Source organism: Myxococcus sp. CA051A (assembly GCF_013336705.1).
GTDB lineage: Bacteria > Myxococcota > Myxococcia > Myxococcales > Myxococcaceae > Myxococcus > Myxococcus llanfairpwllgwyngyllgogerychwyrndrobwllllantysiliogogogochensis.
Map to the genome: position 1 here is coordinate 491,563 of NZ_JABUMS010000002.1, position 21,260 is coordinate 512,822.

The window sequence follows — 21,260 nt, forward strand, 5'->3', positions numbered from 1 at the left end:
GTGACCAGTCACTATGTCACGGCCGCTGGTGAGGGAGGGTGATCCACGGTGCCACCCATGGTGGCGCAGGTGAGACACGAGGGCGCCGTCGTCCGCGCGAGGCTCGCCTGGGCATTTTCGCGGCGCCTCGTCGAGCAGGCGAGGAGACAGGTGCCCGCCCGCTGGAGGCGGACTCGTCACTCGACGTCGAGGGCGTCAGGCCCCACGGACGAGCGAGCGGGCCATGGGGTCCCTGGTGATAGGCCACACGGGCGCGAGATAATTGGTCCAGGAAATACCCCTGCCACTTGTCTCCGTTGTCCGCCGGCCCGATATGAACCTTTCCTCCGCTCTCCTTGTCGGCTCCCTCCTGGCCACGGCGCCAGCGGTTACCAACTCGATTGCCTCCCCTGTGGGCGACATGCCCGAGGTCGGCGTTCCGTTCGCGTGTGGGCGCATCCACACGGTGAGCCAGGGACACGACACAGGCAGTCACCAACACAACGACACGTTTGCGTGGGACTTCCGGATGCCGGAAGGCACGCCCATCGTCGCCGCGCGTGAAGGTGTGGTGCGGCTGGCTCGCGGCGACAGCACGAAGGGCGGGTGCGACGAGAAGTTCGCGCCCTACGCCAACTACGTCGTCCTCTCACATGGGGACGGGCTGGAGACGCAGTACCTGCACTTCAGCGCCGTGGTGGTGAAGCCCGGCGAGAGTGTGAAGGAGGGGCAGCTCATCGGCTTCTCCGGCTCCACCGGCTGGGCGTGCGGCGCGCACCTGCACTTCAAGGTGGCGCGTGAGGTGGGCAAGGGTTGGAACAACCCGTCCGTGCCCGCGCGCATCGCTGGCTATGGAGACCCGGTGCGCGAGACGCGCGTGGCCGCGCCCATCTGCCGTGACTCCGGTCGCGACACGCTCATGGCCGCGACGGAGGGCTCGCACACGCCGGGTCAGCCGGTGGTGTCCATGTCACCGGAGCGCCAGGATGCGCCGCGCGGCCTCCCGCCCGGGGCGAAGGCCATCATCGACGGCCTCTCCCAGCCGCCCGCCCAGGGTGGCCAGGGCCTCGACGAAGCGCGTGCGCCCACCGGCGCCCGCACGGCGAGCGGCCCCAGCGAGACTCGCTGAGGCCAGCATCGCGCCTGCCCCGGCGAGCAGCGCGAAGAGGGCTCCCGCGTTGACGAAGTAGTCGAGCGGCAACAGGGGGCCCTCCACGTAGGCACGCACCACGCGGTAGCCCACGTGTCCCAGCAGCACGAGCAGCGGCAGGTTGATGAGCGGCAGCACCAGCCAGCGCGCGGTGCGCCACCAGCCCGCCACCGCTTCCGCCACGCCCGTCGTCGCCGTGTAGCGCCACGCGGAGGCCCGAGCCGCGCGCACCTCCTCCAGCATCGCGTCCACGTCCGGCACGCCGAGCACCGACGGCTCCAGGCCTCCGGCTCGCGCCACGCTGCGCGCCTCGGCCAGCGCGGTGCGCGCCGCGGACTCGACGCCGAAGTCGTCGTCGAAGGGCTCAATCACCGCGCTCTCCGCGGCCCGCGCGCGTGTGTGTCCGCGAACAGCGTCCACCACCGTGGAGGCCGCCGCCACCGCGAGTCCCGCGGGCAGGCTGCGTCGGCTCACCAGCGCCGCCGCGCCCAGGCCGCTCGCGCCCCACAGGGAGAGGCGCAGGCCCCACGCCGCCGGGCCCCAGAAGCGGCCTCCCGCCTGTCGTCGCACTTCCGCCGCGAGGTGTCCGTGGGCCAGGCGCAGTCGCGCGTCGAAGTCCTCGCGCAGTCCGTCGGAGGCCTTCGCCAGGCCGGAGTCCAGCGCGGCGCGAGTCCGAGCAAGCAGTGCATCTGTCTCGTCGAGCGCGGCCTTCACGCGCGCCGACACTTCCTCCAAGGCGCCCATCGCGTTGCCACGTCGCACGCGCGCGGCGATGGCCTGGGTGGCGAGCCCGCGCAGGTGGAAGAGCAGCGGGCCGAACTCGCCGGACACGTCGCGGCCTTCCTTGGCGGCCAGCGCGCTGATGGCGAAGACAGGGACGTCTTGAGGGGGAAGGCCGAACTGCTCGGCGGCGACGCGGCGCACCTGTGCCTTGAGCGTGTCGCGAGACTCGGGTGACAGCTCGTCCGCGAAGTTGAGGATGAAGACGAGCGCGCGGCGGCGAGCGAACTCCGCGAGGAACTCCACCTGCGTGGCCTCCGCGACGCTGCCCCGGTGCATGACGACGAGCGCCACGTCCGCGCGCTCCAGTGCGGCGCGAGCCACGTCGCGATGCGTGGTGGCCACGCTGTTGAGGTCGGGGGTGTCGATGAACACCTGTCCGCCCCAGAGGGCCTGGGGGCCGGGAACGTACCGCGCCACGCGAGCGCCCGTCTGGGCCAGGGTGTCCGCCGCGGCGCCTTCCGGGGCGAAGACGGTGGCGGCGGTGCTGGTGGGGCGGTCCACGCCCTCGCGGGAGAGGGGTTGTCCGGCCAGGGCGTTGAGGACGGTGGATTTTCCCGCGCCGGTGGCGCCCACGAGCGCGACGGAGAGCGGAGCGTCCCTGCTCGCGACGCCGCGCGCGTAGTCGTCCACGAGGCGCTCCAACCGCGCCGCATGCGGCTGGAGCGGTGGCAGTTCCAGGGCGGTCTTCAAGAGGGACCGCAAGGCTTCGGGTTCGGGCAGGCTCGTCTCGTCCACGTGAGGGGCAGCCTGTCCTGGCGTCGCGCGGAGGGCCAGCGCGAATGTGACGAGGCGTGCGCCAGCGTTCAATGGCGGGACGTGGTGTGGCGGTCATGCGTGGGGGAGGGGTAGAAGCGGAGGGGTCATGGAACTCTTCCTCATGTCGCCCCCGGGGCGAGGCTGGGCGTTGCGAGGGCGGAACAACTTCCGCAGTCGCGAGGCGGGGCAGGTGGATGCGCGCAAGGCCCGGCGTGAGTGGCTGGAGCTGGCGCGGGCCATCGAGGCTCGTGGTGGCACGGTGGTGGCGTTGTCGTCGCCGTCGGAGCTGTTGACGGGCATGCCGTACGCGGCGGAGTGCGGCCAGGTGGTCGCGCGCGAGGGCGCGGCGCCGGGGTTCGTGTTGCCTCGGATGATGAGCGCGCACCGTCAGGCGGAGAAGGAACACTGGGCTTCGTTGGCGCGGCGCATGGGGTTCGAGGTGATGGAGCCGGGCGAGGGCATCTGGGAGGCCCATGGCGACGTGGCGCACTTCGACGGGGCCACGCTGTTGTTCTGGGGTGGGCGCACGACACTGGAGGGATTGGAGGCCGCGGCGCGCTGGATTCCAGGCGAGGTGGTGCGCGTGCAGGTCCGCGAGCCCGCGTTTCACGGCAACATGGCCTTGCTGCCGTTGCCCGCCGTGGACCGGATGCTGGTGTGTCCGGACGTCATCGCCGCCGAGTCGTATGCGCTGCTGCGCGAGCGCTTCGGTGAGCAGCGGTTGCTCACGGTGACGGAGGACGAGATTCGTCGCTATGCCACCAATGGGTTGCCGGTGGGGAGGGACTTGCTTGCGCCGTCCGTGGTGCCGGAGGCGGTGAAGGCGCGGGTGGCGGCGCTGGGGATGGGGGTGGTGTCGCTCGACATGAGCGAGCTGTGTGAGAAGGGCGGAGGTTCCTCGCGTTGTCTCGTGTCGCGGGCGTGGGTGGACGACGGCGCCGTGAGGATTCCGGACGAGGCGAGACTGTCGGCGGTGGCGAAGGACATCGAAGCCGATGCGTGACACCGAAGCACTGGCGAGGCAGGCCGAGGCATTCTTCTCCGCGCATCCGGGGGTGTCGCTCATGGCACTGGGCGCGGGTGAACACGCGGAGTCGATGGACCTGTCGCCCTTGGGGTTGCCGGCGACGTATCTGCCCGCTGAGCGCAATCTGGAGCTGGCGACGCAGTATCTGGCGTTGAACCAGTTCGCCTTTGGCGGGATTGGTGTGCCGCGTTGGGTGTTGTCGGACCTGTATCTGATGCCGGGAGCGATTGGGTTGCTGCGCTGTCCCGCGCGGATGTTGAAGCCGGAGCTGCGCGCGCACCTGGGGCTCGCGGATGAGGAGCCGGCCATCGGCGCGGCGTACTACGCGGCGCCGTCGATGACGCCGGGGCTGTTCATCGGCGTGTCGTTGTTGAGTTTCCTGCCGGGGACGGGGGCGGGGGCCTGGGTGAAGACGCTGACATTGCGCATGCTGCGTGCGACGCGGCTGCGTGGCGTGGCTCAGTGGGACAATCCGAGTGTGCGCGTCCACGCGCGACTGGGGCCCTTGCGACTGGTGGGCCGTGTTCCCGGGGGACACGAGTACGGCGAGCGGACCTTCGTCTACGAGACGGACGTGTCCGACGGCGCGCGCGTGGCGGAGGCGATGGAGCGTCGACTGTCGTTGGATCCGACGAGGCGCATCGCCGTCACGGACCTGCCGGCACTGAGCGCGCTGTTGGACCGCGCGGAGGCGGGAGAGGCGCTGTACCTCGTCCCGCCAGGTGTCCAGGACGGCCACGTGCTGGTGCGAGAGGGCTGATTCGTGACCGACGAATGTGTCTGGCATCCGATGGATGCACTTACGGACTGACGCCCGCGGGCATCGGCCTGCGATTCGAGGGACTCCAGTCGCAGGTATGTCTGCCACGAGAGAGGCAATGTCTGCTCATGTCGGCCCGTGGTGTTGTACTTCGAGCGCCCCGGTCCTGTCCTTCGTTTGGGGCTTTTACTTGTGGACGAGTATGTAGTTCGCCTTCCCGGGTTGCCAGATACCATCGCCAGTGCTCACTCCGCGGTACTTGAACCGAGCTATGACCCGCCAGGTGTATTGGTTGATCTGAAAGGCGCTGCACTCCACCTTGAGAAGGGCATTGTCAGATTCGAAGCCGGGCTCCTCGAATCCCATGTCGTTGGGAGAGACATGCAAGACCCAGTCGTTGACCGTGCCGCTGGGGACAGTGATGTAAGCTTCGTGGTTGACAATCCCGCCTTGCGCGTTTTGTGCCAAGCCTTCGCCTGCATACAGGCATACCACCATGGCGAAAAACGCAAGGAATGACAGCCGAGAGCTTCGGGGCATGGAACCTCCAGGAGGGTCGGAGCGGGAGCTAAAGCTGCTCGCGCCAGACGTCACTCCCATAAAGCAGACCGGCTTTCAATGGGATGCTGTCTGAGATGCGTTCTGTTGCTGTTGCTTTTCACGGCGACAGGAATTGTTGGGCTGGACGGCGCGCCGATGCGAGGCCTGCGGTGAGCGTCAAGGTAGATGTCGCGTGAAAGGGGCGGCCGATGCCCTTCATCTCCCAACTCCAGACTTGGGTTCAGCCCGGTGGCGGTGTGCTCGCCCTGGGCGTGGGCTGCGCCAAGTGCACTGCCCTTGGCTCAGCATGTTCTTCGAGCGGGATGATGATGTCTAGGGTGACGGTGCGGCAGGAGCGTCCATGTCTTCCTGCAGCGCACGCCGCAGCGCATTCGCGCCATCCGAAAGGATGGGCTCTCCGTGCGCGAAGCAGACGATGTCTATGACGGCCAGGTGGTCCAGGATGCGCTGGACGCTCTGTCGGGTGCGAAGGGGCTCGTCCTGGTACTCGCTGGGGATGAACTCCGGCGTGCCGCTGCCCTCGTGGGTCAACAGGTCGGAGATGAAGGCAATGCCTCGCGGATGTTTCTGCATCCACAGCGTGTACATGGCCACCGCGGGACCGGGCGTGTGGAAGGGGAGCAGTCCCCCCGGAAGCGTGTCGCCCGCCACGTAGATGAAGTCGGGCTTGTCCTCCAACCCGTATGCATTCTCCGGAGCCCACACTGGAGCGCCGAACGCCTTGCGGAAGCGCCACGCCGAACGCTGGTGATTCCCCGCCGTCAGCAGGATGGCGGAGATGTCACCCAGTCCCCGCAGCACCGCTTCGTCGATGGGCAGTGGGTCGATGAGGATGACCGCCCCATCGTCATCCACCACCGCGTAGGCATCGCTGCGCGTGCCGCCGATGCGGTTGTCATTCAAGGTCCAGTGGTGGATGCCAGGCGCCACCTCGACCAGTCGCTTTGCCTTCCCCTTCGGCTCGCTCATGCCGTGAAAGCTAGGCACCCCGCTCCGATGTCCAGGGCCTCCCACGAGATGCCGCGCTTGCTCGCTCGGCACCCCGGCCCCGGAGCGGCCACCGCCTCCGCGCCAAAGGGCGGCCAACTCCACCCGCCGACTCCATGCTTCAGCCATGGTGGGTTCTCACACGCACGGACGTGTCGCCGCCCGGGAGTGGCTCACGCGTCCGCCACCGCTGCTGCTCTACGACGCCGACTGCGGCTTCTGCCGCCGCTGGGTGGCGCGCTGGGCACAGCACACCGAAGGACGCGTCCGTTTCCTCCCAGGCCGTAGTTGGCTCCTCCTGCTGCTCGGCATCCCGCGACGGAACATGCGTCGCGCCACGCAGCTCGTGGAGCCTTCGGGCCGCGTGTCGCAGGGCGCGGAGGCGGTCTTCCGCGCGCTTACCCGGTCGCCCCGCTGGCTGACGCACGGCATGGCGAGAGTGGGGCTGCTGCCCGGAGTGCTGGGCCTGTCCCAGGCTGCCTACGGCGTCATCGCTCGCAATCGCCGCGCGGCATCACGGGTGGACCGCTGGCTCTTCGGCCGCACCGTGGCACCGCGAGACCTCCGCCAGGTGCGCTGGCTCTTCCTCCGGTTGATGGGCGGCACGTTCCTCATCGCCTTCACGTCCTTGCGAGGACAGGTATTGGGGTTGTTCGGCTCGCGAGGCATCCGCCCCGTGAAGGACCTGGTCAGCGAGGAACGGCGACAGGCCGAACCCGCGCGGGAGCGCTGGCGACGACTGCCCACGGTGTTCTGGTTCGGCGCTTCCGACGCGACGCTGGTGCGGGGCTGCACGCTGGGGCAGCTCCTCTCCCTCGCGGTCCTCTTCAACGTCGCGCCCCGCAGCGCGCTGGCCCTGTTGTGGGGCCTGTATCTCTCCTATGCGGCGGTGGGCCGGGAGTTCCTCTCGTTCCAGTGGGACGTCCTGTTGCTGGAGATGGGCCTGCTGTCCGCGCTCACCGCTCCACCAGGACTGCGCCCGGGCCTGGGCCGTGCGTCACCCGGTGCGTTGGACGTGTTCCTCTTCCGACTGCTCGTGTTCCGCCTCTACTTCGGCTCGGGTGTCAGCAAGTGGCAGTCGGGGGACAGGACGTGGCGCGAGCTGACGGCCTGTCGGCACTACTACGAGACAGCGCCCCTGCCCACGCGCGGCGGCTGGTACGCACACCACCTGCCCGAGCCACTCCAGAAGGCTTCGACAGCGATGGTGCTCGCGCTGGAAGCCGGTGTGCCGCTCCTCGTCTTCACACCCCGTCGACCCAGACAGCTCGCCTTCGGAGCCTTCTCCGCGTTGCAGGCCGCCATCGCCGCCACGGGCAACTATGGCTTCTTCAATCTCCAGTCCCTGGCGCTGGGAGTGTGGCTGCTGGATGACGCCGCCCTGCGACGAATGCTCCCGTTCCTTCCCGAGGGCCCACCTCCGGCGCGCTCGCGGACGCACTGGAGTGGAGTCCTGCTCACGCCGCTCCTCCTGCTCGGCGCCGCTGACATCCTCCTGCGCTTCGAGCGAGGTGCACGACTCCCGGAGCAAGTGCTCCGTCCCCTGACGTGGCTGCACGGCTGTGCGCGCCCGCTGCGCTCCGTGAATCGCTATGGCCTGTTCAGCGTGATGACGGTGGAGCGACCGGAAATCGTCGTCGAAGGTTCCAACGACGGCGAGCACTGGGAGCCCTATCGCTTTCGCTACAAGGTGGGCGACGTCGACCAGCCGCCGAAGCAGGTGGCCCCACACCAACCTCGCCTCGACTGGCAGATGTGGTTCGCCGCGCTCTCCTCTCCGCCGAGCTGGTTCATCGCCTTCCTGGCTCGACTGCTCGAAGGCGCTCCCGAGGTGCTGGGATTGCTCGAGCGCAATCCCTTCCCGGACGCGCCGCCCCGGCAGGTTCGCGCGGTGCTCCATGACTACCGGATGACAGGAGCGGAGGAGCGTCGGCGCACGGGAGCGTGGTGGACGCGAGAGCGCCGGGGCCTCTACGTCCAGCCGCTGGCCCTGGCGCCGGGGCCTCGTCCCACGGGCAGCATGCCGCGCCTGAGGTGGCTCGCGCCGGCGGGGTAGACGACACCCTGAACTGGAGCGAGCGCTCGTTCTAGCCGAGCAGGGGGGCGATGCGCAGGAGGCCGCGCGCATCCACTACGACGTGGGGCGTCTGCTCGGTGCGGGGGGCAGGGCAGACGAGGCGCGTGAGCGATTGGAGCGGGCCCGGGAGCGCGCCCGACTCGCTGGGTGGCGCGAGGGCGAAGCCCTGGCAACCCAGTCCCTGGGGGCACTGGGCGCCCACGCGCCTCGTTCATGAAAGACAACCTTCATTTGGTGGTGCTTGGGTTCTGGCTTTAGTGTCGTGGAGGGACTCCAATGAATTGCCAGCCATGCCCACTCCCGCTTCCAGAGGTCAGACAATAGCTCCAGGCGCCGTGGGGTTGCCCGCGCTCTCGCCGGGGGACGCCGCGACGGAGGTGGGCCACGCGCTGAACAAGGTGCTGGGCGCCTATCGCTTCTACGCGGAGGGGCATGCCGCGCTGGTGGAAGTCCAACAGCGATTGATCGAAGCGGTGCGGCGCTACCACGAGGTGACGAGCGAGGCGGTGGTGCTGCACGTTCGCTCCTCGGCGCTGCTCCTGGGAGACGTGGTGCTCGTGGAGTCGGCGTCCGCGAAGGACTCCGTGACGCGGCCCCTCTTCCTGGAAGGTGTACAGGAGGTGCTGCTGCAACCGGGTTTGGATTCGGAGGAGCTGAGCGCCTTCCTGGGGATGTGGCACCGCGCGCTACAGCGCACGCTGCCTCCGGAGTACGACTTCTATACGTGGTTCTGGGAGCGGGGCTTCGAGGACATCGAGCTCGTCGTCGCGGAGGTGCCCGCGTCGGCGGAGACGGGCGAGTCCGCGCAGGCCGAAGCCCAGTTGGCCGAGCGCGAGGAGCAGCTCTTCGCGGAGCTCACGCGGCGCCAGTCCTCGGGCTCCGGCCGCCGTCGGCCCGTGGGACACGACGAGTGGCTGGCGCGACTGGAGGCGGAGGTGCTGGCCCCTGTCCGCGCACAGGACCTGGTGCGCTCTGAAGCGCCGGCCTTCGCGGGCGCGAGCGACACGGAGCTGGCGGAGCTGCGAGCCCTGCTGGAGCGCGAGCGGGGCGGCGAAGGCGTGCACGAGCGGAGCCTGTGGGTGGTGTGGGGCCTGCTCGCGGTGTGTCGCGAGGAGGAGCGCTCGGAGCTCCTGGCGTGGATGGAGGAGCTGCTCTCCAGCCTCGTCTCGAATGGCCGCTGGACGGAGCTGTCGCAGGTGGTGCAGGGCATGACGCGGGATGCTCGGGCCTCGGACGCGCGCACGCCGGACCTCTATGCCGTCACGCGGCTGTTCTTCCGGGAGAAGACGCGCTTCGCGCTGGCCCAGGCCACCGCCCAGCCGGGCTTGCTGCTGCGCGTGGTGGAGCTGGTGAGCGCGCTGCCTCGGGATGCGCTCCAGGGCGTCACGGACCTGCTCTTCGAGCTGCCCTCGCCCGAGGCCCGTGGGGCCCTGGCGAAGCTGCTCGTGCGCCGGGGCATCTCGCTGAACATCCTGGTGGCGCGGGCCTCGTCCCTGGGCGAGGCGGACCTGGACTGGGTGCAGTTCCTGCGCGAGTCGGGACCGGAGTCGCTGCCGTTGACGGCGGCCCTGCTGGGACATCCCCGACCGGAGGTTCGCGCGGCGCTGCTGTCCCGGCTGAGTCCTCGCGACGTGGAGGCCCAGCGCTCGCCGCTCCTGAAGCTCCTGGCGGACCCCGCGGTGGGAGTGCGTGGCGCGGCGCTCGTGTTGCTGGTGCGCTACGGAGTGGATGCGGCGGTGGGGCCGTTGGTGTCCCGGCTCGATGCGCGGATGGAGCTGCGCGAGCGCATGGCCGTGCTGCGCGCGCTCGCGGACCTGGGAGGCCCCATCGCTGGCGCTGCGCTGCGCTCTTCCTTCGAGCGAGCGCAGGACATCGAGCTGAAGACCCACTGCGCGCGCTGCATCGGCATCCTCGGAGACCCGAGGGCCCGGCCGTTGTTGGAGGCGGTGGCGAACAAGCTCTTCGCGCCGCGCAATCTGAAACAGGCCTGTCGGGAAGCGCTGGCGCAACTGGCCCCGGTGGGCTGAAGCCGACGGACGGACGTCGGGGGACGCGGAGACATGGACACGTCGACGACACGGGAGGACGCGGCAGAGGTGGGCCCGAGGCTCATGGGCGTCGTCGTTCGGTGTCTGAACACGGTGTCCTTGCACGACGTGGACAACGCGGGCGTGAAGGAGGCGCTCGAGGAGCTGGGCTCGCTGCTGGACGCGGAGCTGCGGGGACAGAAGTCAGTGGAGCTCCAGTGCGTGGGCGGCATCCCCTTCCTCAACGGCGCGAGGATGAAGCTGGGTGAGGAGCATCTGGAGACGGCCGTCTCGCTGCGGCGCTACCTGGAGCATCTCCAGGTGCAGGAAATCTCCTTCGGCTCGGGCCTGCGTCGCGAACACCTGCGGGCCTTCCTCGTCGCCTTCCAGAAGCACCGGCGCGCGCAGAAGCCGCAGGCCATCCTCCAGGAGAAGCTGGGGCCCATCCGCCTGCGCGACGTGTTGTCGTCCACGAACGTGCTGACCCCGCGCGAGGTGATGCTCCGCTACTACGCACGGCTCGTCGTCCTCCTCAAGCATGTCATCACCTCGCAGGGGCAGGTGCGCGTCGAGCGCTTCCGCCGCGTGCTGTTGCGCCTGGCCGAGTCCTCCGTGGGCCATGAGTCGCTCCTGGTGGGCCTCACGCGCTTTCGCCGGACGGACGTGGATGGGGGGCAGCACGGAGCGGCGGTGGCGGTGCTGTCGCTGTTGATGGCGCGGCGGATGGGGCTGTCGCGCGCGCAGCAGTTGGACCTGGCCCTCAGCGGGCTGTTCCATGACCTGGGGCGGGGGGCCACCACGCTCGCGCCGGAGCAGGAGTTCGACCGCGCCTCCCATGAGTTGCTGGCGCGGCGGGGCCCGCTGAAGACGGCGCTCCGGCTGTTGCAGCGCCCGTTGGACGCCAGTCGCCTGGAGCGTGTCGTGGCCGCGCACGACTGCCTCCAGCCGGCGTGGAGTGGACCGGTGCAGCGGCCGGTGGGGTTGGCGGGGCGGCTGCTCGCGGTGCCCTGTGCCTTCGACCTGCTGACGTTCCCCGCGCCGCCTCATCCTGGGCTGGCACCGGACACGGCGCTGCGGCTCATCACCCACCGGGCGGGCACCCGGTTCGATGCGAGGGTGGTCCGCCTGTTCACCGCGGTGGCCGGCTTCTACCCGGTGGGGACGCTGGTGCGCCTGTCTGGGGGGCAGTTGGGCGTGGTGATGGATGTGCCCACGGATTCGGCGCAGGCAGCCAGACCCCGCGTCCGGGTCATCCAGGGGGCAGGGAAGACGAAGGCGGACTACGTCGTCGACCTCGCGGAGCCCGGGCAGCGGCTCAACATCGTCGCGTCCCTCGATTCCACCGAGAGTGACTTCAACGTCCCCCACTTCCTCTTCTCCTGAGGGGGCGAGCGGATACCGCCTGTCTGGACGAGTGCCTTGCGGACGGCATCGGGCGCGGAGGCCGTGAGAAGAGGGCCTCGCGGTTCACACGTGGGGCGAGGGGCGTGGTTAAAATGGGCGCTACTCCCACCCCGCTTCGTTGTCTGTCTCCGCCGCCGTGAAGACGCCGCGTTTCCTATTTCGTTCCGTGCTTGTTCTCGCGCTCGGCCTCTTGGGCGCATGTGGGCCGTCGCCCGAGTCCCTGACCTTCCAGCCGCTGGAGTCGAAGTTCCTGCGCACGCCGGGGCAGAACGTGAAGTTGGACTACACGGTCCTCGATGCCGAGGGTCAGCGCATGTCCGAGCCGAAGCTGCGGTGGACCAGCTCCGCGACGGATGTGGCGCTGGTGCAGGACGGCGTGGTGACGGTGCGCAAGTCCGGCAAGACGGTCATCGGCGTGACGGGGGGCAAGGTGCGTGAGGCCCTGCCGTTGGACCTGATCATCCTGAACTCGTTGGATGTGCGCGCGCCGGGTGCCGACTTCATGGAAGTGGGCCGCGTCATCAAGATGCGCGTGGTGGCGCGCAATGAGCAGGGCGCGTCGCTTCCTGACGCCGTGCCGGAGTTCCGTTCGTCGGACGAGTCGGTCGCGCGGGTAGAGGAGGGACAGTTGGTGGCGGTGAAGCCCGGCTCGGCCACGGTGAGCGCGAGCCTGGGGCATCTGGCTCGGCACATCGCCGTCCAGGTGGTGCCCGCGGACTTCGCGCGCCTGGGCCTCAACCTCACCCACCATCAGTTCCAGCGTCCGGGGCAGTCGGTGTTGCTCCTGGCGCGGGCCTTCAATCGCAACGGCGTGGTGCTCGACAGCGTGCCGCTGGAGTGGTTCACGTCGGACGCAGCCGTGGTGTCGGTGTCCCAGGACGGCCGGGTGACGGCGGTGGGGCAGGGGCGCGCGGTGGTCTCCGTTGTCGCCGGTCGCCGCCGCTCCGCCGCGGAGTTCGTCGTTCCCTGACGGTGGTGCGGGGCCCCTCGGTGGAGACCGCCCGTGCCGTGGATGCCGGCGGCTTCCGCGTGCGCGCGAGTCGCTTCGTAGGTTCGTGACGCCTCGCTGAGGGGCGCGGCGTGCGGCGGATGCTGTCGGAGCCCGCGCCGCCGCGCTTACGGCTTCGGCGCGGCGGGGCTGGCCTTGGGGCTTGGCGCCTTCGTACGGGGGCGCTTGCCCTTCTTTTCGGACGGGTCCTCGGGGCAGGGCGGACGCGGGCCATCGCTGGGCGGTTGGATGGTGAAGTCGACGCGGCGGTTGAGCGCCATGCCTTCTTCCGTCACGTTGTCGGACAGCGGCCGGCTGCGACCGAAGCCCTGCGAACACACCCGCTCCGCCGCCACGCCGCTCTGGATGAGGAAGCGCATCACGCTGGACGCACGCCGACGCGACAGGTCCAGGTTGTACGCATCGCTCGCGCGGGCATCCGTGTGGCCTTCCACCAACACCCGGTCCATCTCCGGGTTCTCGTTCATCACCCGGGCGACCTCCTCCAGAATCGGGAAGGACTCGGAGAGGATGACGTCCTGGTCCGTGGCGAAGTTCACCTGCTCCAGGATGACAATCTTGTTCCCGTCGCGGCGCGCGAGCGGGCACCCATCACGGCCACGGCTTCCCGCCGGCTGGTCCGCGCACCTGTCGAGCCGGTCCACCGTGCCGTCGCCGTCGCGGTCCGTGTCCGGGCAGCCCGCGTTCTCCACGGGGCCGGGCACATCCGGGCACTTGTCGCCCACGCCAATCACCGAGTCGCCATCCGGGTCCACCGGCGGAGGAGGCGGCGGTGCCGGCTCGGGCGGCTCCTTGAAGCGCTCCAGCGCCTCCCACTCGCGCGTCTTCGCCGGAATCCAGATGATGGACGTGAAGAGGCTCAGCGTGGGCGACGCGAGCGAGCAGCCACAGCCCGCGCCGCCGCCGAAGGTGAACGTCACGCCCGTGGAGCTGTACCAGCGCAGGCCGATGAGCAGCTCCGCGGGAACCTGTCGCTCTGTTCCAGGAGCCTTCTTCAGCCCCACCGCGCCGTTCACCATGGCGAGCGCGGTGATGCCGCTGCCTCGGAGGATGGGCACCTCGGTGCCGAGGCCGAAGGGCGCCATGTCACCCAGCGCCACGCCGTCGAACACGCGGTCCGGCCGCTTCCAGAAGCCGCCGTTGAACGCCAGCAGGATGCCGTTGCCGAAGCGGTAGTCCAGCACGAGCCCGGGGGCCCACGTCATCTCGCCCTCGCCGGCGAACGCGTCCTGCGCGCCCGTGGGGAAGGACACGTTGAGCGTCAGCGCGGCGCCCCAGCCCTTGCCCTCGGCGGGACGGCGAAGGCCCGGGATGGCCACCTTGCCGGAGAGGCGCAAGTCACCGAGCACGAAGCTCTCCACGCTTCCCTCGGTGCCGATGACCTCCAGGTTCTGTCCGCCCTGGGCGAGGATGAGCGGCAGGTCCACGCCAATCTCGCCCCAGTCGAACAGGCCCACCATGGCCATGACGTCGAGCTGGAGGCGGTTGCCCACCAGGCTGATCTTCTCGAGATCTCCGCCCTCGGGCACCAGCGTGAGGGGGTTGAGCGAGTAGCTGAAGTACGGCCCGAAGGCCACGGACATGTGTGACAGCGGACGGGACTGGGTGACGACAACCAGGTCCTGCGGCGCCGCGGACGGGCGGAACAGCTGCACGTCGAAGCGGGCGTCCGGCTGGGCGGAGGCGAGGGTTGCCCCTCCGAGCGCCAGGAGGAGGAGCGGCAGGTGGAAGGGTTTCATCGGACGCGGCGCTGGGAGCGGAGGAGCAGGAGGCCCGCGGCGAGCAGGACGAGGATGGTGGCGCTGCCAGCCGGAGTGGCGTCGGCGGCGGTGCCGCAGCAGAAGGCGCCGCCCTGTGGGTCGGTGCCGGGCTTGCGTCGGCCTCGCTCGCACTCCTGCGTCTTGGCCGAGCAGTGCTGGACGCCGAGGCAGTCGCCGCTGTCCTCGCACGAAGAGGAGCAGGTGTTGTTGGTGAGGTCGCAGGTGCCGCCGCAGGGGCAGTGCGCGTCGGCGAAACACTGGACGCACGCTTCGCCATCGCAGACGAGGCCCGCGTCACAGGTCACCGCGCAGGCGCCGGCGTTCTCACAGGTGCGCGTCGTGGGGTTGCACTGGCCGCTGCCGCAGTCGTCATTGCTCCTGCAGCCGACGCAGGTGCTGTTCTGGACCGAGCCATCCGAGAGACAGAAGGGTGCGTCCGTCTCGCAGGCTTCGCAGCGCGAGCCGCAGTGGCGGTCGGTGGTGCAGGTGCTGCACTCGCCGCTGAGACAGAACTGGCCGTCGCCACATTCCAGGTCGGTGCGGCACTGAACGCAGACCTCGCCGTCGAGGCAGAAGGGGCGCTCGCCAGGGCACTTGGCGCAGGCGGGGCCGCAGGCATCGGCGGTGTTGCACTCGGGCAGCGTGGTGACGCAGGTGCCGTTGAGCGGATCGCACTTCTGACCGTTAGCGCACTGGTCATCGGTGGTGCACTCGACGCAGGAGGGAGACCCGCCGGCGGTCAGTGCGGAGCACTGGGTGCCATTGGGGCAGCAGTTGCAGGAGTTGCCGGCGCACTGGTCATCGGTGGCGCAGGGGGCGCACTGGTGATTGGTGCAGACTTCACCGCGGACGCACTGCGAATCGTCATTGCACTCGCGGCACTGGTTGATGTCGGTCGCGCAGACCTGGCCATCGGGGCAGTGCTCGTCGTCGGTGCACGGGACGCAGGTGGCGGTGGGCTCGTCGCAGACGGCGCCCGGGCAGTCCGCGTCGTCGTTGCAGCCCGAGCACTGGTTCGTTCCGAGGTCACAGCGGCCGGTGTTCGGGCAGTCGTTGTCGTCGTTGCAGCCCCGGCACGTGTTGTCGCTCAGGTCGCAGCGGCCGTTGGTCGGGCAGTCGTCGTCGCCGTTGCATCCTCGGCAGATGTTGTCGCTCAGGTCGCAGCGGCCGTTGGGGCACTGGCTATCATCCGTGCACTGCACGCATTGCGTGTTGCCGTTGATGTTGGCGCAGAGGGGCGTGGATTGGCCGCAGGGAGAGCAGGCCGCGCCGCAGCGGAGCGAGGAGTCGCAAGGGGCGCACAGGGCCGCGGAGTTGCAGTGGTAGTAGGGATCACAGCCGCCGTTGTTCTGGGCGTTGACGTTGGCGCGGATGCACTGCTCGCAGCGGTTGGGGTCCGTCGAATAGGACGGGATGCCGTTCTCCGTCTGGAAGAACTGCGCGGGCTGGAGCAGTTGGAAGTTGGAGCTGTACAGGTTGATGATCGGAGGCTGGTTGGCGGCACGCTCGAAGTCCGTGAAGGCTCCGGTGTGCAGCGACATCTCGAGCGCGGCGTGCTCCGTCACCTGCGCATACAGAATCTCCACGGCATAGAGACCCGCCTGCGAGAAGGTCACGCTGTTGGTGGTTCGCCAGGTGGGCGCACCCAGCTGAGGTGGCCGGTTGATGACCGTATAGGATTGAACGCGGTCATAGATGACGAGACTGACTGCGTCGTCCGCGTAGTACCCAAGATGCAGTGTCTGGCCCGCGAGGCTAGGAGGGACATTCAAGAAGCCGCGGAAGCGTGAAACGAACGGGGTGAATGCGTCGCCGTCGTTGATGACGTTGAAACTGCAGCCACCGGTTGAGCATCCTGGAGCCGAGACTTGGCCCACGAAGTCGCCATAGCTCAGCGTGCGACCATCGTTGAGGTTGTTCGAAAGGTCGAAGGGCGTGCGCATCACGGTCGTGACGCGGTTCTGCTTGCTGATGGGTTCCTCGAAGTACCCATTGATGACGTCGACGTACGTACCCCGTGTCTGCGGGAACTCGCCCAAGGTCCGTGTCCACACGTTGGACGCGACGCACAGGCCCTGGCCGCTCTCGCTCAGCGCGGGGGCAATAGGCGGACCGGCGACGGTGACGTCCGGTAGCTTCTGGGCCCACGCAGAAGGGGCCACAAGGCACACCGCGAGGGCAGCGAGCGCGAATCGCGCGATGCGGAACAAGGGGGATTTCAAGGCCGCGCCAGCATGCTGGAAGCCTCTGACAAACTCAATTCTCCGGCCATCTGTGCGTCCACGGTGCCATGTGACGTGAGAGGTCAGTCTCCGGACAGCAAACCTGTGCCTCTATCGACACAGGTTGCAGCTGTTATCCAGAACAGCCCGAAAATCCCGGCCCCGTGTCGTGTGCGCGGGACTCCTACGGGACGCAAGGATCACCCTCGGGGCCGACCCATTCGCTCCCGTCCACCCATCCTCCGGATTCGTGAACCGGACACCTCCCTCCCGACTTGGAGGGTGTCCCTCACGGGCCCGACCTCGCGTCACGCGCGACGGCAGGCCGCGTCACCGTCCTGGGAGCGGATGAACGCGGCGGTCAGTTCGGTGCCGACGGCGGCGCCCAGGACCTCGTACGTGCGCCGACGCGCTCCGCCCACGACGGACGGCTGATGCGCGAGCGACTCCGGGTGCCGCACGAAGATGTTGTACCCGACGATGCACCCATCCGCGCGAAGCACGGTGATTCCATCCGTCGCCATCATCCCGCGCAAAAGCTGCCCGGTGGCTCGCACCGCCGTGGCCGCCGAGTCGGTCGGGTCCGCGTGATAGCGGTCCAGCAGCGCCACGATGTCCAACGGGCGCGGCAGGATGATGCCGTCCACGAAGAGCGTGGAGCCCGCGCGCTCCCGGGGCAGCACCGCCACCAGCGCCCCATGGGACGACTGCATCACCTCGAAGAGCACGCGCCGGAAGAACCCTCGGGCTCGCTCCAGACTGGCGCTCGCCACGCCATCCGTAATGGCCTCCGCCAACTCGTTGAGCACCGCGGGCGGTGACGCCCCCTCCACGCGCGCACCCGACAGGTACACGTGCCGGCACAGCCCGCCACCCGCGCGCAGCTCCAGCATGTTGTCCGCGAGCTGGAGCACACCCACGACCCCCGCCTGCGCCTCCTCCGTCCGCCGCAGTCGCTCCAGCGGTGACTCCGCGAGCGGAAACGGGTCCGTGCGGAACACGCCGTAGGCGAAGCCCTCCGGCACCCGCAGCAGGTACAGCGCCCACCACCGTCCCTGCCCCAACGGCGCGCACTGCTTGAGTGCTCGCTGGACGGTGGCGCGTGAGCGGGGCCCGATGCCGATGGCGATGGGGTCCTTGCCGCCCAGCAGCGCGAGCATCTGCCCCAGGTCGTCCCCCATGAAGGCCATGGGGAACAGCGGTGCGCCTTCCTCGCGGTAGCGCGACAGCGTGACGATGAGCTCGCCGATGGAGTCGGCCGTCTGCGCGCACGACATCCCCGCCTCATCCAGGAACGTACCGACAGCGTCGGTCAGCAGGTGGCGGAAGGAAAGGACGGGAGGTGGGGAGCCCGGTGCTCCGGGGTCCGAGCCATTCATGACGCTCGCAGCATGGCGCATTGTCGCCGCACACGCACGGACCGAATGTCATCCGTCCTGTCCGTCCGCGCGGTGTCGCCTCGGTGTCTCAGTGCGCACGCCTCCCAGCCCGTTGGAGCAGGAGGACGACGGCTCGTCCACCCGCCAGCCGTCACGACAGCTCGGCCCGCGTGGCCTCCAGCCGCGCGGCGGTGTGGTTCCAGTCGTCCGCCAGCCCATCCAGGTGACCCAGCACGTCCGAGAAGAACCGCGTCTCCAGCGCGCGGGCCAGCGTGGCGCCATGTGCGTCCGCCCACTTGCGGGTGACGCGGGCACGCACCTGGGCGCCCAGCAGGTCCACGAAGCGCTCCATCAGCGGCGTGGACAACAGCGTCCCCGCCCACACCACCGCGTCATGGCCGAAGCCGCCCGTGGCCACCGTCACCACCGCAGCCGCGCCCGACGGCACCGAGTACACCAGCGTCGTCAGCGCCTGGAGCAGCTCCTCGCGCATGCCTCCCTGCAGCTCGCCCGCCACCAGTTCGCGACAGTAGGCATAGAGCGTGGCGCGGTCCGCCGCGTGGGCGTGCAGGGACTCGAAGCCCAGCGGCTCCTCCAGCTTCGCGAGCGTCACGGGCCCGAAGGCCTCGGTCAGCTTCTCTCGTGTCTCGGGGTCTCCGCGCCACGCGGCGACTTCCGGCGCGAAGGCATCCACCAGCCGCCGCACCCCATCCGTCATCGTCGCGTCCACCGTGCGCGAGGGCGTCTGCGAGCCCTCCGGCTCCGGCCCGGTGAAGGACTGGCGCACCTTGCGACTCACGTACGTGAGCGCCGTGGCCAGTCCCCGGAAGGGCAGCCGCACCCATTTGTGGAACTGGCTGCGCGCGTCCAGCTCGTCGCGGAAGGCATCGATGAGCACGTCCGCGGGCACCGCCTTGAGCGCCGCCGCGCGGCCCACGCCGTCCAGCTCATGACGCAGGCGTTGCCGCAGCCGCTCCGGCTCGCTCGCCGCGCGAGTCGACGCGCGCGCCACCGCCTCCAGCTCCGCCCGCGCATCCGCGAGCGACGCCTCCAGCGCCCGGGCCTTCAGCTCTCGTGCGTGCTCGGCCTCCCCCAGGAGGGCATCGAGCGGAGGACTCCCGTCCAGCGGCTCTGTCGCGAGGGCCCGCAGGCCCGCCTCGACGTCGGGCTGGTGCGGCGCCAGGTAACGCGCGAGCGGAGGATGGCCCACGTCAGAGGCCAGCTTGTCCAGGTGCCCACGCGCCACCTCCTCGCGCGAGGCCTCGTTGTAGACGAGCAGGTACGGCCGCCCATGGCCCACGGCTGCGCGCAGGAAGTCCACCAGCGCCGCGTTCTGGTACGTCTGCCGGCTCACCACGAACACGAGCACGTCCACGGTGACGAGCAACGCCTCCGCGCGCTCGCGATTCTCCCGGTACACGCTGTCGAAGTCCGGCGTGTCCATGACGAGCAGCCCGCGCGGTACCGCGTCCGCCAGCACCAGGTACAGCCGCCCCGCGGGGCCCGGCTGGTCCACGGGCGCGAGCGCTCCCGGCGCCACGGGCACCGTGTCGTACCGACGGGTGAGGAAGTCCTTCAGCGCGCCCGTCCACGTCTCCGGGTGGGCCGCCGCGAGGCACTGCTTCGTCAGGCCTCCCTCGGGCCTCGCGGGCGACAGCGGCGCGCCCACCAGCGCGTTGAAGAGCGTGGACTTGCCCACGTTGTTGGGGCCGGCGATGGCCACCAGCAACAGGGGCGCGTCCGCGGAACCCAGGCGGGGAAGCAGGTCCCTGCGCAGCCGCTCGGCCAGACGCCGGGCCAGGTCCGCGTCCGACGCCTCGGGGAAGCGCTCGGGGGCGGGCAGGGCGTCCAGGGCGGACGCGAGGGAATCACGCAGGGTGTAGGGGTCTCTCGTCATCGGAGGTCCGCGCACACCAGAGCATGTGCGGGAGCGGGTGCCCAGTTGCTTGCGTGGCGGATGTCGTTGAGGGACAGAGCGGCGAGGGCGCGGTAGGGTCCGCCGCCATGCGCATCCACGCCGCCTGCCTGTTGCTGCTGGGGCTCGTCGCCTGCACCGCCGCGAACACGAACACCCCCGTGTCCACGGATGCGACGCATGCCGGAGCCCCCCTGCCGTTCATCGAGGATGACTACGCCCGCGCGCTCGCCGAGGCGAAGGCGAAGGGCATCCCCCTCTTCGTCGACGTCTGGGCACCGTGGTGTCACACCTGTCGCTCCATGAAAGCGTATGTCCTGTCGGACAAGTCGCTGGCGCGCCATGCCGGACGCTACGTCTGGTTGGAGGTGAACACCGACCTGACCCAGAACGCGGCGTTCCAGGAGAAGTTCCCCATCGAGTTCTGGCCCACGCTGTACGTCATCGACCCGCGCGAGGAGAAGCCGCTGTTGCGCTTCGCCGGCAGCGCCACGGTGGAGCAGCTCGTGAAGCTCTTCGAGGACGGTGAGCGCGCCTACAAGGGCGGCATCACCGGCGCGGAGGCGCTCCTGGCGCGCGGTGACGCGCTCTACGGCGAGGGACGCTCGGCGGAGGCCGTCGAGACGCTGACGGAGGCCCTGGCCGAGGCGCCCGCGGATTGGTCCCGTCGGGGCCGCGCGGTGGAGTCCCTGATGACGGCGATGTACGGCGCGATGCAGGTGGAGCCGTGCGCGAAGAAGGCGCTGGAGCTGTTGCCGGGCACGCCGCGCTCGCTGTCGTGGGCCAACGCCTCGATGATGGGCCTGATGTGCGCGCTGTCGATTCCGGACCAGGCCGCGAGCAAGGAGCTGCGCGTGGCCCTGGAGGCCAAGGTGGTCGAGGCCATGGGCGCTCCCATCATCGAGATGTCGGGGGATGACCGCTCCGGCCTCTACGAGATGCGGGTGGGCGCGCGAGAGCTGGAGAAGGACGAGGCGGGCGTGAAGGCGCTCGCGGGCGAGTGGCTGGCGTTCCTGGAGGCGGAGGCCGCCAAGGCGCCCAACCCCGACGCACGCTCCGTCTTTGATTCGCACCGCATGCTGGCGGCGATGAAGCTGGGCACGCCCGAGCGCGCCGTGCCCGCGCTGGAGCAGAGCGAGAAGGACCTGCCCCAGGACTACAACCCGCCCGCGCGGCTGGCCACGCTGTACCGGCTGCAGGGGCGCCTGGATGATGCGCTCGCGGCGAGTGACCGCGCGCTCGCGCGGGTGAAGGGCTCCCGCCGCATCAACGTGCTGTCCAACCGGGTCGACATCCACGTCGCGCGCAAGGACGTCGCGGGCGCCACGAAGACGGTGGAGGACGCCATCGCCTACGCCAAGACGCTGCCCGCCTCGCAGGTGTCGCCGCGCATGATGAAGGGGCTGGAGAAGAAGCTCGCCGGCCTCCAGGCGGAGGCCCAGCCCGCGCCGAAGTAGTCCTTCA

The 21,260-nt window shown here is 69.6% G+C and carries 15 protein-coding genes and 1 pseudogene; 8 read left to right on the plus strand and 8 right to left on the minus strand.

Annotated features, from left to right (window positions below):
- Positions 1-508: 508 nt before the first annotated feature.
- A pseudogene (locus tag HUA74_RS45490) lies at positions 509-766 on the plus strand (M23 family metallopeptidase); the annotation flags it as partial.
- A gap of 183 nt (positions 767-949) precedes the next feature.
- Here the strand turns inward: HUA74_RS45490 and HUA74_RS07460 are convergent.
- Complete coding sequence (locus tag HUA74_RS07460) at positions 950-2,647, minus strand: GTPase (RefSeq protein WP_174453973.1); 1,698 nt, start codon at positions 2,645-2,647, stop codon at positions 950-952.
- A 127-nt stretch (positions 2,648-2,774) separates the two neighbouring features.
- Between HUA74_RS07460 and HUA74_RS07465 the strand changes: the two genes are divergently transcribed.
- Positions 2,775-3,671: a dimethylarginine dimethylaminohydrolase family protein gene (locus HUA74_RS07465; protein WP_174453974.1), complete on the plus strand. Its 897-nt coding sequence runs from the start codon at positions 2,775-2,777 to the stop codon at positions 3,669-3,671.
- Positions 3,664-4,455, plus strand: coding sequence for a hypothetical protein (locus HUA74_RS07470; protein WP_174453975.1), 792 nt, complete (start codon positions 3,664-3,666; stop codon positions 4,453-4,455). The genes HUA74_RS07465 and HUA74_RS07470 overlap by 8 nt, the downstream gene beginning before the upstream one ends.
- 186 nt (positions 4,456-4,641) lie before the next feature.
- On the opposite strand, the gene HUA74_RS07475 is transcribed toward HUA74_RS07470, so the two are convergent.
- Together HUA74_RS07475 and HUA74_RS07480 are read right to left on the minus strand one after the other, a co-directional pair.
- Positions 4,642-4,995, minus strand: coding sequence for a hypothetical protein (locus HUA74_RS07475; protein ID WP_174453976.1), 354 nt, complete (start codon positions 4,993-4,995; stop codon positions 4,642-4,644).
- Positions 4,996-5,328: 333 nt separating this feature from the next.
- Positions 5,329-5,985: an MBL fold metallo-hydrolase gene (locus HUA74_RS07480; RefSeq protein WP_174453977.1), complete on the minus strand. Its 657-nt coding sequence runs from the start codon at positions 5,983-5,985 to the stop codon at positions 5,329-5,331.
- 145 nt (positions 5,986-6,130) lie between these two features.
- Between HUA74_RS07480 and HUA74_RS07485 the strand changes: the two genes are divergently transcribed.
- Positions 6,131-8,059, plus strand: a complete 1,929-nt coding sequence (locus HUA74_RS07485) for a lipase maturation factor family protein (RefSeq protein ID WP_174453978.1) — start codon at positions 6,131-6,133, stop codon at positions 8,057-8,059.
- A gap of 31 nt (positions 8,060-8,090) precedes the next feature.
- Here HUA74_RS07485 and HUA74_RS07490 read toward each other — a convergent pair whose 3' ends face one another.
- Positions 8,091-8,282, minus strand: coding sequence for a hypothetical protein (locus HUA74_RS07490; RefSeq protein ID WP_174453979.1), 192 nt, complete (start codon positions 8,280-8,282; stop codon positions 8,091-8,093).
- 88 nt (positions 8,283-8,370) lie between these two features.
- Here HUA74_RS07490 and HUA74_RS07495 point away from each other — a divergent pair, with 88 nt between their 5' ends.
- The 3 genes from HUA74_RS07495 (at position 8,371) to HUA74_RS07505 (ending at position 12,481) form a co-directional block, all read left to right on the plus strand.
- Positions 8,371-10,107, plus strand: coding sequence for a HEAT repeat domain-containing protein (locus HUA74_RS07495; RefSeq protein WP_174453980.1), 1,737 nt, complete (start codon positions 8,371-8,373; stop codon positions 10,105-10,107).
- Positions 10,108-10,191: 84 nt separating this feature from the next.
- Entirely contained in the window at positions 10,192-11,490 is a 1,299-nt protein-coding gene (locus tag HUA74_RS07500) for an HD-GYP domain-containing protein (RefSeq protein ID WP_174453981.1), read from the plus strand.
- A gap of 187 nt (positions 11,491-11,677) precedes the next feature.
- Positions 11,678-12,481 (plus strand): Ig-like domain-containing protein, encoded by an 804-nt coding sequence (locus HUA74_RS07505; protein ID WP_246137260.1) that lies wholly within the window; start codon positions 11,678-11,680, stop codon positions 12,479-12,481.
- Between the two features lie 146 nt (positions 12,482-12,627).
- On the opposite strand, the gene traB is transcribed toward HUA74_RS07505, so the two are convergent.
- The 4 genes from traB to HUA74_RS07525 form a co-directional block, all read right to left on the minus strand.
- Positions 12,628-14,259 (minus strand): outer membrane exchange protein TraB, encoded by a 1,632-nt coding sequence (gene traB, locus HUA74_RS07510; RefSeq protein ID WP_174453982.1) that lies wholly within the window; start codon positions 14,257-14,259, stop codon positions 12,628-12,630.
- Positions 14,256-16,442, minus strand: a complete 2,187-nt coding sequence (gene traA, locus HUA74_RS07515) for an outer membrane exchange protein TraA family protein (RefSeq protein ID WP_371817207.1) — start codon at positions 16,440-16,442, stop codon at positions 14,256-14,258. The genes traB and traA overlap by 4 nt, the downstream gene beginning before the upstream one ends.
- 368 nt (positions 16,443-16,810) lie before the next feature.
- Positions 16,811-17,881: a hypothetical protein gene (locus tag HUA74_RS07520; RefSeq protein WP_174453984.1), complete on the minus strand. Its 1,071-nt coding sequence runs from the start codon at positions 17,879-17,881 to the stop codon at positions 16,811-16,813.
- A gap of 151 nt (positions 17,882-18,032) precedes the next feature.
- Positions 18,033-19,778, minus strand: coding sequence for a GTPase domain-containing protein (locus HUA74_RS07525; protein WP_174453985.1), 1,746 nt, complete (start codon positions 19,776-19,778; stop codon positions 18,033-18,035).
- A gap of 107 nt (positions 19,779-19,885) precedes the next feature.
- On the opposite strand from HUA74_RS07525, the gene HUA74_RS07530 reads away from it, so the two are divergent.
- Positions 19,886-21,253: a thioredoxin family protein gene (locus HUA74_RS07530; protein WP_174453986.1), complete on the plus strand. Its 1,368-nt coding sequence runs from the start codon at positions 19,886-19,888 to the stop codon at positions 21,251-21,253.
- Positions 21,254-21,260: the final 7 nt, after the last annotated feature.